We start from the raw sequence: 14,188 nt of genomic DNA, 5'->3' as shown, positions 1-14,188 counted from the left end.
GGGCGTTGATTTATCGGTCAGGCTGCTGCCAGTTCCCGGGCCTTGTCGGCTTCAGTGACGAAGGCATCGGCAAAAAACTCTTCCTCGGGCAGCCCGGCTTGCGTGTAATCGGCCTTGGCCGAGTCCACCACAATCGGCGCGCCGCAGGCGTAAACCTGGTACGCCGACAAATCGGGCAGGTCTTGTAAAACCGCCTGGTGAACAAACCCGGTGCGGCCGGCCCAGGCGTCTTCCGGCAAGGCGTCAGACACGACGGGCACATAACTCAGGTGGGGCATCTCCAATAGTTTGGCCTTGACCCACGCATCCATGTACAAGTCAGCCGGGCGACGACCACCCCAGTACAGCGTGGCGGGGCGTGTGATGCCTTTGTGCTGCAGGTGTTCGATGATGGCCTTGATCGGCGCAAAGCCAGTGCCCGAGGCCAGAAAAATGATCGGTTTGCTACTGTCTTCGCGCAGGAAAAAGCTGCCAAACGGGCCTTCGATGCGCAGGATTTCTTTCTCCTTCATGGTGCCGAACACTTGGTCGGTGAATTTGCCGCCCGGCATGTGGCGAATGTGCAGTTCCAGACCCCCGGCCAGCATGTGGGGCGCGTTGGCCATGGAATAACTGCGCCGCGAACCATCCCGCAGCATGAATTCCACATACTGGCCCGCGTGGTAAGTGAAGTTGTCGTTGGCAGGCAGTTGCAGTTTGAGCAGCATCACGTCGTCTGATTTCATTTCCATCAGGCTCACGCGCGTCGGCATTTTCTTGATCGGAAAGGCGCCTTCCTGCGTCACCTGACGCGACTCCAGCACCACATCGCTGTGGGCGGTGGCGCAGCAGGTCAGGACAAAGCCGTTGGCTTCTTCTTCGTGGCTGAGGGCTTTGTCCTGGTGCGGACCATGCGTCACGCTGCCTTCAAGTTTCTTGCACTTGCAGGAGCCGCAGGCGCCATCTTTGCAGCCATAGGGCATGCCGATGCCCTGACGAATGCCTGCTCCCAAAATGGTTTCTTCGGGGGTGCTGCTAAAGGTGCGACCGCTGGGCTGAACGGTGATCTGGAAATTGTTGGGCCCGGTTTCGGTGCGCGTCATGTTGTCTGTATCCTTGAGCAATGCATGGTTGTTAAACACTTTATAAGCCCCCGATTTTGCCTTCAAACCAAACCCCCCATTCCATTCTTTACGCCACCCGCCCGGGGGCCTTGCCTGCCCGTTTTCGTCGGGAGCGGGTTCTGATCGTCGGTTGCGGCGATGTTGGGCTGCGCGTCGCGCAAGTCTTGCGCGGCCGAGTGCGCCTGCTGGCGCTCACCTCCACAGACAGTCGCACCGACGAACTGCGTGCCCGGGGCATCACACCCTTATCTGGCAACCTGGATGCGCCGGCTTCGCTGCGCCGCTTGGCGGGCCTGGCGACCCGCGTTATTCACCTGGCACCGCCGCCGGGCGAAGGCTGGGGCGACCCCCGCACCGTGGCGTTGACCCGTGCCTTGCGCTTGCGCCGCTTGCCGGAATCGCTGGTGTATGGCTCTACCAGCGGTGTCTATGGCGATTGCCAAGGCGATGTTGCTATAGAAACAAGAGCTACTAACGCAGATACAGCAAGGGCTAGAAGGCGAATTGTTGCTGAAGCTGCGATTCGCTTTATGGGCCGCGCTGCGGGCGTGCGCAGCAGCATTCTGCGCATTCCCGGAATCTATGCCCCCAACCGTGACGGTGGTACGCCCCGCCCGCGCCTGCTCAAGGGCACGCCGGTGCTGCGGGCCGAAGATGACGTCTACACCAACCATATTCATGCCGACGACCTGGCGCGCGCCTGTCTTGCCGCCCTGTGGCGTGGGCAGTCTCAGCGGGTCTACAACGTGAATGACGACACCTGCCTCAAGATGGGGGACTACTTTGATCTGGCAGCCGATCTGTATGGGCTGCCACGCCCGCCGCGTGTGGCTCGCGACTCGGCCAAAGAGAAGTTGTCCCTGATGCTCTTGAGTTTCATGAGCGAATCCCGTCGCATGAACAACACGCGCCTGAAAAAAGAACTGCGCCTGACGCTGCGCTACCCGACGGTGGTAGAAGGATTAAGCAAAGCTTGACTTTCGTGGGTTGTCAAAGTCAAAAAGTAGGGTGTTCCCTACCTCGTTTATAGGGTGGACCTGTAAAGTAATTTTTCTCAAAAAAACCGATAGTTGTATCCAACGGTGAGCAGCTTATTAACTGCTTTATTGGGTAGATTTTTTTGGGAGAAGTCTCATGCGAGTCAATCACAGGCGGTTGTCATTCCGTGTTGGCGTCATGGCAGCCGCGCTGTCCATGACGTTCATGGGTTCTGCAATGGCGCAGTCGTTTCGGGTGCAGTGTCCGACCGAAACCCCGCTGCATCCGGCTGGCGGCAGTCAGCCCGGCAGCATCAAGTGCCAGCACATCGGCGGCGGCGATGGCTACGCCACCATGGGCGACGGCCACCAGATATATCTTTTTGGCTTTGCGCCGCTGTCTGGCTTAGGCGATCCAACGACGTCCGTGCCGGGTATTCTGACCGGCCAGCCAGGAACGCAAAGCCCGACTGTTTTTAAAAGTACGACAGATGCGCGGCGCGCCCGAATCGAGCCCGCCGACATCATGAACAACGGCGTGCTGTACAGCAATGCGCCCGCGCCGATGATGGCCATTGACGAAGATGATGAGTTCTTCCTGACGCTGTCCAACGTAGGCATGATCATGCGGCCCGACCTGTTTGAACAGCACACCGTTCACTTCCACGGCTACCCCAACGCCTCGGCTTTCTTTGACGGCGTGCCCGACGCCTCGGTGGCCATCAACATCGCCGGCAGCTTCACCTACTACTACACGGCACCGGATGCTGGCACCTACTTCTGGCACTGCCACATTGCGCCGCCCGAGCACTTGCAGATGGGCATGGTGGGTCAGTTGTTTGTGCGCCCGCGGCAGAACCGGGTGCCTGTCGGAGCAAGCCTCTACACAGCCTTGCTGACGGCCAATAATGCCAACAGGACTCGTGTCGCTGATACGTCAACCGCCACGGCCAATTCTTGTTCCGACTTGTTGTGTACTGGCGCCACACCACTGCCGGCAATCACTACGGCGATGCAGCCGGTGGGCGGCGCAACGTACGCATACAACGACGGCGATGGCAGCACCCGTTATGACTACGACGTGCCAATCCAGATGATGGGTTTCGACCCCAACTTCCACTTTGTTGGCATGACCTTCAACCCCGAGGCCTTTGCAGACATGAAGGATAAGTACTTTCTCCTCAACGGTCGCAGCTACCCGGATACGATCAATGCCAACGTCGACAACCGAAGCGCAGTTGGAATAGGTGGAAAGGTACCCAATGGACCTATGGCAACGGAGGGCGCCGATGGTGCGTCCAGGCCCTCGCAGCCACTGCATTCACTTATCACACTCGATTCGGCACCCACCGGCAAGACCCGCGCCCTGCTACGCCTGTCCAACCTGAGTGTCACCGAGCACACCACGCTGGCAACGCTGGGCATTCCTATGAAAGTGATTGCACAAAACGCCAGGTTGCTACGGGACATGGCTGGCAACAACATGTACTACGACACCAACTCGATCACCATGGGTGGTGGTGAGTCCACCGATGTCATTCTTGATGCCACTGGCGTACCGAAGGGCACGTACTTCCTTTACAGCACAAACCTCGACCATTTGTCCAATGACGCCGAAAACTTCGGCGGCATGATGACTGAAATCGTCGTCCAGTAGGAGATCCATCATGAATCACTCGACGATAAAAATGCAACTCGCCGCAAGGCGCCTGCTGAAGTTGGCTGTGGCAGTTTTGAGTTCTGTAGCGCTGGCAAGCATCTCTCATGCGGCTGTGCATGGCATCTCTGGCGGTATCACAACGACGCCGACGTTCAACCTCACGGCCAGTGCTTCGACGATCAGTCAGCCTGACGGCGCGGTTATCTACGCCTGGGGCTACGGTTGCACTAGCCCGGCACTCCCTGTTCCGGCCTTCCTTCCCACTGGTGGTAACTGCCCACTGATGCAGATGCCTGGTCCAACGATGATTGTTACGGAAGGTGATACGGTTACAGTAAATCTGACGAACCTGCTGCCACCTGGCGCCGGGGCTACCTCGATCATTTTCCCCGGCATGACGGTCGTGGCCACGGGGGGTGCCAGCGGCGTGCTGACGCAGGAAGCGCCGAATGGCGCCACCGCCAACACGGTGAGCTATACCTTTACCGCCGGAAAACCGGGTACATACGCCTATTACAGTGGCACCCAGCCTGATTTGCAGATCGAAATGGGACTCTCCGGTGCAATGATCGTGCAGCCAGGTGCCGCGAACGTCATTGCGGCAAGCTGCCCAAAAGCAAAAGGGCCGTACTCGCTTGCGAAATCTGCCTATGGTCATCCCGATAGTTGTTACGACCGCGAGTATCTGTTTCAGTTCACCGAACTGAGCTCCAATATTCACGAGCAAGTCAAGGCGCAGGTCGATGCCTGCCCGACGGCACCGTGCCCGCAGATCGCAGCCATCATGGAGCCCTACCGGCCGAACTACTACATGGTCAACGGCCGCTCGATGCCTGACAACATGGATGCCGCTTATGCGCCGGGCTACCCGAACCAACCCTACAACGGCAACCCCCACATGCACCCGGGAGAGAACGTGCTGATGCGCGTCATTGGTCAGGGCCACTGGCAGCATCCGTTTCACTTCCACGGTAACCATGCGCGGGTGTTGGCACGTGACGCCAACATGATTGTGAGCAGTACGGACGCAACCAAGTTGGCCGGACCCCTGCTGTTCACGATACCGACTGTTTCCGGTCAAACGGTAGATGCGATCTTTACCTGGACCGGCCAGGGCTTGAACTGGGATGTGTATGGCACGCAGGCGCACACCTGCAACGGGAAACCCTTGTCTTCCATCGCAGGCGATCCGACAGCTCAATCGGCAGGCTTTGATCCAGTTACCCACGAATACTGCGGTGACCACGGCAAGCCGTTCCCGGTGACGCAACCGGACCCGACCATTGTGGTTAACGGGCAGTGGTATGCCGGCACACCTTATCTAGGGCTCCAAAGCGCGGGCAACCAGACGCCCGAAGCACCGGGCACGCTTAACCAAAATCCGCAAGGTGGCTACGCCTACATGTGGCACTCGCATAACGAACGCGAGATCACCACCAACGACGTGTTTCCGGGCGGAATGATGATGATGCTGCTGATTGATCCATTCACTGCGACGATCGACGAAACCCAGTAAAGCGACAAGCCAAAAAGGGAAAAATTATGAAAACCAACTTTGTTAAAGCGCTGCTACACACCGCACTGGTCGCGTCGACTGTTTTGCTGTCCAGTCTGGCCGGTGCGGCAACAACGACCATCAATCTGACGGCCCAGCGAATGAGCACCACGCTACCCGATGGAACCACGGTGCCTATGTGGGGTTACTGCACAACTGGTTCGTGCTCTGCCGCGTGGGCGCCCGGGCCAACGATTGTTGTCCCCTATGATGCCGGGAGTTCGGCTGTTAACTCGTTGACGATCAATTTGACGAACAGCCTGCCAACACCCACCTCGCTGGTGATTCTTGGTCAGTTGGGTGGTGGCTTGGGCTTGCCGACCAAGATGGACAGTCCAGTCCACGCTACGCAAAGCTCGACTACCTGGCCAGGCAACGGCGCACCCGATGTTGCATTCACGCCACCGTCGCAAGGCAAGCGGGTTATGTCGTTTGCTACCGAAGTTATTGGCGGCGGGACAACCACTTTGACTTGGGCTAACCTCAAACCCGGCACCTACCTTTATGAAACCGGAACGTTGCCGTCGATCCAGGCTCCGATGGGACTCTATGGTGTGCTGATCGTGACGCAGCCACCAGTGCAAGCCTCAGCGGTCGTCCCCTTTGCTCCTGGCAAAGCCTATCCTACCTCCTTGGCTTGCCTGGCAAATACCACGACAACATCTCACAGTTGCGTAGCCTATGATGCCGACGTGGCACTGCTTTTTAGCGAGATTGATCCGGTGCAGAACGCCGCAGTGGATGCTGCGGCCTTGGCAGACGCGGTTCTCACCAAACGCTTTGACGACCCGAGTTGCTCTGCCAACACGCCTTGTTACCCGGCAGCAGTGAATTACACCCCGACTCACTTCCTTATCAATGGAAAAGCCTTCGACAAGACGGCGCCGCTGAACTCTGCATTTGCACTGGCGGGCACCAGCGCGGCCCGGCTTACGACCAGCAGCGGCAAGCTTTTGGTACGGATGCTCAATGCCGGATCGCGCTCCCACATTCCAACCATTGTCGGCTTGCCCATGGCGCTGGTGGCTGAAGACGGTAACCTATCCCCCGGCAATCCGAAGCAACAAAATGAAGTGTTGCTGACGGCCGGCAAGACACATGACGTGCTGGTTGAACCAGCCACTTCCGGACCCGCCACGACGACCGACACCACTTGTGCGACTGGCTCGCTTTGTTACAGCGCGGCTACCTTCCCCATGTTTGATCGACAGTTGAATCTGACCAGTGGCAATCAGCCCGACAGCGGCATGCAGGGTTTTTTGCAAGTGGCAAGCGCCGGTTCCACTGGAGCCGGTAAGTTACCGGCCGCGGTGACCCCGACTGCTGTCAATGACACCTTCCAGGTGCCGTTGAATGCCTCGATCAATGGAAACGTAAAGCTCAACGACATTGCGGTTGCGGCAGTCGCTGTTGTGACCAAGCCCACTCACGGTAACTTGAGCCTAAATTCGGATGGCAGTTTTGTCTACACAGCGACCGCTGGCTTCATGGGCATCGATACATTCACCTACAACGGTAACGGCGGATTGACCAACACAGCGACTGTGACACTGAGCGTTGCATCTACCGGCACAGGCGTAGCACCCACTGCTGCGGCAGACAGTTACATAAGCACGATTTCAACCAAGTTCAGCGTGTCGCGCCCAGGTGTTCTGGCAAACGATACCGATCCAACCGGCTATCTCTTGAAAGCTTCGTTGGTCAACACTGGCACTTGTGCATTAGTAGCAATGAATCCCGATGGCTCGTTCAGCGCCACCAAAGGGGCTGGCGCTACTTGTAGCTTCACCTACGTGGCTGTGAACTCACAGGGCACACCCAGTGCGTCTGCAAACGTCACCGTGACATTCGTACCATCAGGCATGGCCACCGGTCTGACTGTCAATGTGTTTGATCCGGCCACCAACGTGCCGGTCACCGACTATCGCTGGATCATCCAGGAAGACCTGACCTTCAAGGTCGACCCCAAAGGCACACCACCGGTCACTACGCGCTCACTGGGCACCAGCTTCCATCGCAGCCACATGAATGTGGTGGCGACGGGCTGTGTCGGCCCCATGAGCTGCGGCAGTGGCCAGCAGGTTCGGACCGGCAGTACAACGCGTGATCCAGTGACGGGAACTTTAGGTGCACGCCACGTCGTGACCGATGCCGAGGCACTGGCGAACGCGGTGCTTCCTGGTGCAGCCGTGCTTGATCCGAACAAGCATTACTACATCTCCATTCTGCCCGGTGACGCGGCGGGATCTGCAGACGGTAAGTCGTCAGGACACGGCATGGGCGGCGCAGAGATCAAACCGCAAGTCGGCGCTGCTTGGGCACCGCTGAACATTGCAGCCAATGCCTATGACTGGGTGCCGAGCCAGCTGAGTATTTATGTCTATGAAGACAACTTACCTCTCAATGGTCAGCCTGATACGACCGAGGCCGGGTTGGGTGGCTTTAACATAATTTTGATGGATGCCGTGGGACGCTCAGGTGACACTGCTGGGCAGCAGAGTTATGACGCCTTCGGTATGCCACTGAGCAATGCGCTGCTGGGTCGGGCCGGGTGCCCGGATGAGCTGAACATCAATACCAGTGGAGCCGCATCGAATCCGAACGGCAACGTGGTGGGCCTGGTCTACACCTGTCCGAATGACCCCAACGCAGGCACCGCGACGGCTGATTCAGCGAAATATGCTCTGGCAGGCCACGCGCTGATCATGAACCTCACGCCAGCCCGTTATGACATCCTGGCGCACCCGGCGGCTGCCCGTCAGGGAGCCGGTGAAGTTTGGTGGCAGACTGAAACACTGGAAGGTACGCAAGCCATCGATGGTTTCGCAGGCGTCAAGGAGCCTGTGTACTTCCAGGAATTTGGACCTCCAGGGTTTCACGCCACGATCGGTTTTGTGAATCCGGCGAAGGTCACGGCTGCAGGCAAAGCTGCGATACCAGTCGGGACGGTTGCCTACACAGTCACGGGCAAGATCACCAACCAGCGTATTACGCACCCGAACGACTTGACGCTGTATGACTCGGGTTCTTACGATCTTCTGAATTCGTCAACCTGTCAGGTTGCCCTTAATGCGCAGGCAGGCGCCGGATCGGCCATCTCTATTGCCCAATGCGACCCTGACGGCAACTACATCTTGCCCAACGTACCCGCTGGCGACTACTTGCTGACGGTCTGGGATCAATGGCTTGACCAGATCATTCAAGGCGTGGCCGTCAATGTGAAAGGCAACATGGTGCTCAAAAATATCCCCGTGCTCGGCTGGTTTACGCAATTCGACCAGAATATCTACATGGATGCCAATAAGAATGGTGTCTATGACCCGGGTGAGAAGGGTATTTCCAATGTGACGATGACGACCCGTTATCGCGACGGCGGTATTTCCAACCAGACAGCCACCGACAGCAACGGCAACGGCCTGCTGGCTGAGCAATTCCCTTTGTTTAACTGGTATGTGACAGAGGCTGATACCACACGCTTCAAACAATCCGGCGTCAACGTGATCGTGGATGGTGGTGGACCGGCTGATGTCAGCGGCGATGGAAAGGGCATCTATAGCTCCAAATACGCTACGGGCGAGTCGAGCAATCGCGTTGAACTCCCAGGCGCCTACTCTTACGGCATGCAGGGCTACATCAGCCAACGCAATACCATCAACTGGGGTCGCACGCCTTACGCAACGAATGAAAACGGCGGCATACAGGGTACCGTGGTTTACTCAACAACGCGCCCTTTCGACGACCAGCGGTATAACGTCCAGACCTTGTGGGAGCCGCTGGTGCCACGGGTCACCATGAACCTGTATCTTAGGGAAAAACTGAAGGATGGAACGGTGACGCTCACAAAGGTCGATTCGACGCAGACCTCAAGTTTCGATGATTGGGTAAATACGGTTTTAGGTGCGGATGGCAATAAGTACATTTTGGGCACCGATCAGGTCTTGCGTGACCCGATCAGCGGCTTGCCTGCGCCTGGAACAACAGGCGTGGTCGGCGGGGCTTACCCACCCGGCAAACAAGTGAACCTGCAATGCCCTGGTCAAAAGCCGGATGATCCATTCGTAGCCTACACACTTGGCAGCAATGATCTGGGTCGCTGTTTTGACGGCTGGCACAACTGGAACCAAGTGCAGGCGGCACCGTATGACGGTCGCTACGCTTTCCCTAGTGCTGCCTATGTGGCTGCGCATCCTTTGACAGCAGCGCAAACATTGGCAGGTCAGACACTGGTCAGCCTGCCTCCTGGTGACTATGTGGTTGAGTCCGTCACACCTCCCGGCTTTCAAGTTGTGAAGGAAGAAGACAAAAACATCCTGAATGGTGATGCTTTCAGTCCAGCAGCCGTTAGCCCAGCTCAGCAGTTTGGTGGCCTAGGCAATATTTTTATCCTGCCTGACCAGGCTACATTGAACAATGCCAATCCGTACAACCTGAAGAACGCAGACGGCATCGCCAACAACGCCACTAACAACCTGGGTGTTACCGCATCGTGGACGACTTTCCCCGAGTGTGTGGGCGATATGCACCGCGTGCCTGACTACCTGAGCCTGTTCCCGGCCGGTGGCCTGGTTGCCCCCTTTGCGGGGCAAGACCGGCCGCTGTGTGACCGCAAGTTGGTCAAGCTGGGCGACCAGATGCAGGCCAGTGCCACATTCTTTGTGTTTACCGAGGTGCCGATGGCGGCCAATGGCGCTGGTGTCATTCTGGACGATGCGACAGCGGAGTACTACATGAGTTCGCCAAGTTTCGGTGAAAAAGCCTCGGTGCCATTTACGGCGATCTCCATCAAGGACTTCAATGGCCGCGAGATCAGCAGGCACTATTCTGACCAATGGGGTTCCTATAACGTCATGACACCGTCAAGCTGGCTGGTTAATCCACCCACACCGTCGGGTTATGGCCCCAACATGCTGATCACCTGCATGAATGATCCCGGTCCGATTCCTGATCCCACCGGTGTCATTGATCCAGTGACAGGTAAGGTCCGAATGATCACCGACCCGCAGTACAACCCGTCGTACAGCAACTTCTGCTATACGTTGCCCTTCATGCCAGGCCGTACCACTTATCTGGATACACCTGTGGTACCGATTGCTGCCTTTGCCGCCAGCTACAACCCGGTGGACTGCCAGTACCCGGACGCGACCCCGGCCATTGCGCGGGTAGACAGCAATGCAGGTTTTGGCCCCTACGTGCCGGCCATTGGTGGAACTAGCAGAACCCTGACGATCAAGGCGCTGGGCGATGTGCAGATTCAGAATCCGGCCTATGGTGGTCCTCTTGCGTTGACCGGACCCACAAGCCAAAAATTGGTGACTCGTCACTATGGATTTGGTGCCCAAGGACTACGTGGCAAAGTTACCATCAACGGTGTGACCCAGGCAGTCACGTCCTGGTCTGATACATCGATTTCTGTGACGGTGGCCGCTGGTACCCGCACAGGTGAACTGGTCATCACTGCAGACAACGGTGTCAGCAGTATCGACTCGGTTACGGTGACGGTCGGCGGTACTGCACCTAAGCGCGTAGCTAGCGGCGGCTCAATCCAGACCGCAATTGACGCGGCCACGCCTGGCGATCTAATCCTGGTCGATGCAGGTACTTACAACGAGCTCGTGGTCATGTGGAAGCCAGTTCGCCTGCAAGGTGTTGGCGCGGCTTCTGTGATTGTTAACGCAGCAAAGTACCCGACGACCAAGTTGGCAAACTGGAGGCCCTTGATCAACAGCCTGTTCTCGGTCGATGTCACCACCGGCAACCAGACCGGAATTTCGCAGGTTGACCCTTTGCCAACCCAGACGGTGACCGGAGGAATTGTGCTGCTCGAACCCTCGGTACTGGGGACGGAAGAGGGTGCTGGCATTACCGTGCTAGCTGCCGATCCTTCACAGGTTAGCTGCACTGGATCCACTAATCCGACGACGACTTTTTCGACTGATAGTGGCGCAACATTCCACAATAAACGCGAGAGCAACTTTAACTGTGCGTCCTCCCGCATCGACGGTATGACCTTTACCGCAGGGGACTCGGGCGGCGGCATCTATGTAAACGGCTGGGCACATAACCTGGAGATTTCTAATAATCGGATCTATGGCAACGCAGGTTCACTCAATGGTGGCGTGCGCATCGGTGTGCCTTACCTGTTGCAGGACGCACTGCCCACGACGGGCAACGGCAATATCATTGGATTTGGCTACGACAACAACGTCAAGATTCACCACAACGCGATTACCCAGAACGGTACGGTTGAATCGAATGCCGGCGGCGGCGGAGCCGGTGGTGGCCTGTCGATCTGCAGCGGTACTGACGGCTACAGCGTGGACCATAACTGGATCTGCGGCAACTACGGCGCGTCTGACGGCGGTGGTATTGGCCACATTGGCTTCAGCCAAAACGGCGAGATTACCCATAACCAGATTTTGTTTAACCAGACGCTGCAACAAACTGGCCCCACGCACGGTGGCGGCATCGTGGTCACCGGCGAGCCTGCCGTGGCGCCTGCGCTCACACTGGGCACTGGCAATGTTCTTATTGACTCCAATGTCATCCGGGGTAATGCGGCCGAAGGCGGGCACGGTGGTGGCATCCGGCTGCAACAGGTGAATGGTGCAGATGTGGTGGCAAATCCAGGCACACCGGCTCGCTGGTTCAAGGCGACTGTGATTAACAACATGATCACTAACAACGTGGCTGGTTACTCTGGTGGTGGTATCTCGATGGCTGACACACTGAACAACAGCGTGGTCGACAACAACACCGTCGCCTCCAACGACAGTGCCGGCATTGCCGGTGTGCTTGTGGCGGGTGGCGTGGAGGCCATCTGGCAGCCGGACGGCAATCACGTGGTTGCCGGCACCGGCCGACCAAACCCCGCAGGTATCAGCGCGGAGACCACCAGTGCGCAACTGCTTTCCGCCCTGGACAGCCTCCACAGGGATGTGAACAAAGCCTCGAACCCGGACCTGGCAAACAACATCGTCTGGAAGAACCGCTCGTTCTTCTACAAGGTGGTGACCGGAAAAGCAACGCTGTGCTCTTCAAACAATGCCGGTGACACCACGACCTGCAATACATTGGTCGAACAGACAGCGACTGGTCAATGCGTGAACACCAACGCAGGAGCGCCAGCGTATTGGGACGTGGGTGTGGTGGGTGACACTACGCCACAGCCGCCTCTGGGCACGCAGCCACTGCCGCTCAATGTAACGAGTGCCACCCAGACTGGTAACACCCGGGTGGTGATGATCAGCATCAGTGCCGGTCATGGTCTAGGTGGGAACGGAACTGTGAGTGGCGTCAGGATCGCAGGGTTCACGGGAACCAACTCGGGACGCTACAACGGACCCTTTACCGTAACCGTCACGAGCACGACAACCTTCACCTACACACCGTCTGGCGGAGGTGTCAGCAACAACAACTTCAATGTCTTTGGCAAGACCGGTGTCACGGCTCAAGGTCCAGCAGTGCTGGCGCTCGCATTGAATCCAAGGTTCTCCGTATTGACCAGCACGGTTGGCTACGCAGGAGCGAACAACAAAGAAAATGATCCGCTATTGCTTGACATGTACTGCAACGGCTCACGTGAAACACCGGAGTACGTTCCTGTCATCGTTCCTAACAATCCACGGAGCTTGCAGGTCGGGGCTACCGCAGATGAAGGTAACAACTACATCACGATGCGTTATGGCCCGCTGTACGTGACGAAGCCGACTGACACGACTGGAACCAGCCGGGTACCGTTCGGTAACTACCACATCGCCAATAACTCACCGGCCAAGGATGCAGGAACGACGGTGTCTGGGGTTACGCTTGACATTGATGGAGATCCGCGAGTTGTACCGTACGACATCGGTGCTGACGAGACAGCTGCACTACCTCAGGCCAACTTGTCAATCACCAAGACAGACGGTGTGACCTTTGTAAACCCAGGCGCTGCAGTCACCTATATCATCATAGTGACCAATGCAGGACCGACGGCAGTGACAGGAGCCACGGTGACGGATACCATGCCGAACAATCTGACGGGGGTGACTTGGACTTGTGTTGCTTCTGCGAGTTCGACTTGCGGCACGGCCAGTGGTAGCGGCAACATCAGTGAGGCTGTGAATTTACTCAATGGTGGTATCGCGACCTACACGGTGCATGCGACCGTGAGCCCAACTGCAACGGGTAGCCTGGTGAACACCGCCACTGTCACGGTGCCGCCGGGTATCAGCGATCCGACTCCGGCAAATAATACGGCGACAGATACCGATGTCATCCCACCACCGCGTCCTGTGCTGACGGTGCTTGATGACTTCAATCGGGCGAATGCGGTTAATCTTGGCACGAATTGGAGCAATGCGCTGGGTATTGCTTCAATCACGGTAAATACTAACCAAGCGTTCTGCACGGGGTTGAATTGTTTGCTCGGAGGTGCGTCTTTCTACAATGCGCCGGCTAGTAGCTTCGGTGCACAGCAGGCAGGGGCATTTACGGTATCAAACACAACAGTGAATGGTGATAGCCTGCTCCTGAAGATCAGTGGCGGTACTGCTACTAATCCGACCAACGCTGTTCGTGTCCGCTACAACAACGGATCGGTGATCATCGAGACGACAACCAATGGTGTGTTGTCCTACGGCATTGTAGGAACCTTGACCAACGCGAACTCGACATTCGCTAACGGGAACGTGTTGGAAGCCTTAGTCGATGCAACAGGCATGGTCTACGTCTGGAAGAGCACTACATTTGTCGGTGCGGTAGCGCTTCCCAATGTGGCGCTTTGGACCTCGGGCGGTGGCCGGATCGGTATGCAGCTTCCATCCGGCGCCCGCATTGATAACTTCTCGGGAGGCACGGTTCCTTGAAACTGTAGTAAAGCAAGGTATGAGGCTGGTGTCTGACCAGCCTCATC

General features: G+C 57.3%; 5 protein-coding genes. 4 read left to right on the top strand and 1 reads right to left on the bottom strand.

Translation table 11 applies throughout. From position 1 onward, the window contains the following. Nucleotides 1-17: 17 nt before the first annotated feature. The gene (locus WCG50_RS05305; protein ID WP_336898532.1) at nt 18-1,082 is read right to left on the bottom strand and encodes a CDP-6-deoxy-delta-3,4-glucoseen reductase; all 1,065 of its coding nucleotides are present in this window, start codon (nt 1,080-1,082) and stop codon (nt 18-20) included. A 56-nt stretch (nt 1,083-1,138) separates the two neighbouring features. Here WCG50_RS05305 and WCG50_RS05300 point away from each other — a divergent pair, with 56 nt between their 5' ends. The 4 genes from WCG50_RS05300 to WCG50_RS05285 all read left to right on the top strand — a co-directional run bounded on the left by WCG50_RS05300 (nt 1,139) and on the right by WCG50_RS05285 (nt 14,141). Further along, nucleotides 1,139-2,080, top strand: a complete 942-nt coding sequence (locus WCG50_RS05300) for an NAD-dependent epimerase/dehydratase family protein (protein WP_336898531.1) — start codon at nt 1,139-1,141, stop codon at nt 2,078-2,080. A gap of 199 nt (nt 2,081-2,279) precedes the next feature. Further along, nucleotides 2,280-3,737 (top strand): multicopper oxidase domain-containing protein, encoded by a 1,458-nt coding sequence (locus WCG50_RS05295; RefSeq protein WP_336898549.1) that lies wholly within the window; start codon nt 2,280-2,282, stop codon nt 3,735-3,737. A gap of 10 nt (nt 3,738-3,747) precedes the next feature. Beyond that, nucleotides 3,748-5,256 carry a multicopper oxidase domain-containing protein gene (locus WCG50_RS05290; protein WP_336898530.1) on the top strand — a complete coding sequence of 503 codons (1,509 nt, stop codon included), beginning with the start codon at nt 3,748-3,750 and terminating at the stop codon, nt 5,254-5,256. Nucleotides 5,257-5,282: 26 nt separating this feature from the next. Continuing rightward, the gene (locus WCG50_RS05285) at nt 5,283-14,141 is read left to right on the top strand and encodes an Ig-like domain-containing protein (RefSeq protein WP_336898529.1); all 8,859 of its coding nucleotides are present in this window, start codon (nt 5,283-5,285) and stop codon (nt 14,139-14,141) included. Nucleotides 14,142-14,188 lie beyond the last annotated feature (47 nt).

The sequence above is a fragment of the Rhodoferax sp. genome, assembly GCF_037143375.1.
GTDB lineage: Bacteria > Pseudomonadota > Gammaproteobacteria > Burkholderiales > Burkholderiaceae_C > Rhodoferax.
This window is presented reverse-complemented; position numbering and strand designations above follow the sequence as displayed.

Bases quoted from the DNA above. Each gene is read 5' to 3' on its own strand.
- WCG50_RS05285 (WP_336898529.1), top strand. From the start codon at position 5,283: ATGAAAACCAACTTTGTTAAAGCGCTGCTACACACCGCACTGGTCGCG.
- WCG50_RS05295 (WP_336898549.1), top strand. From the start codon at position 2,280: ATGGCAGCCGCGCTGTCCATGACGTTCATGGGTTCTGCAATGGCGCAG.
- WCG50_RS05305 (WP_336898532.1), bottom strand. From the start codon at position 1,082: ATGACGCGCACCGAAACCGGGCCCAACAATTTCCAGATCACCGTTCAG.
- WCG50_RS05290 (WP_336898530.1), top strand. From the start codon at position 3,748: ATGAATCACTCGACGATAAAAATGCAACTCGCCGCAAGGCGCCTGCTG.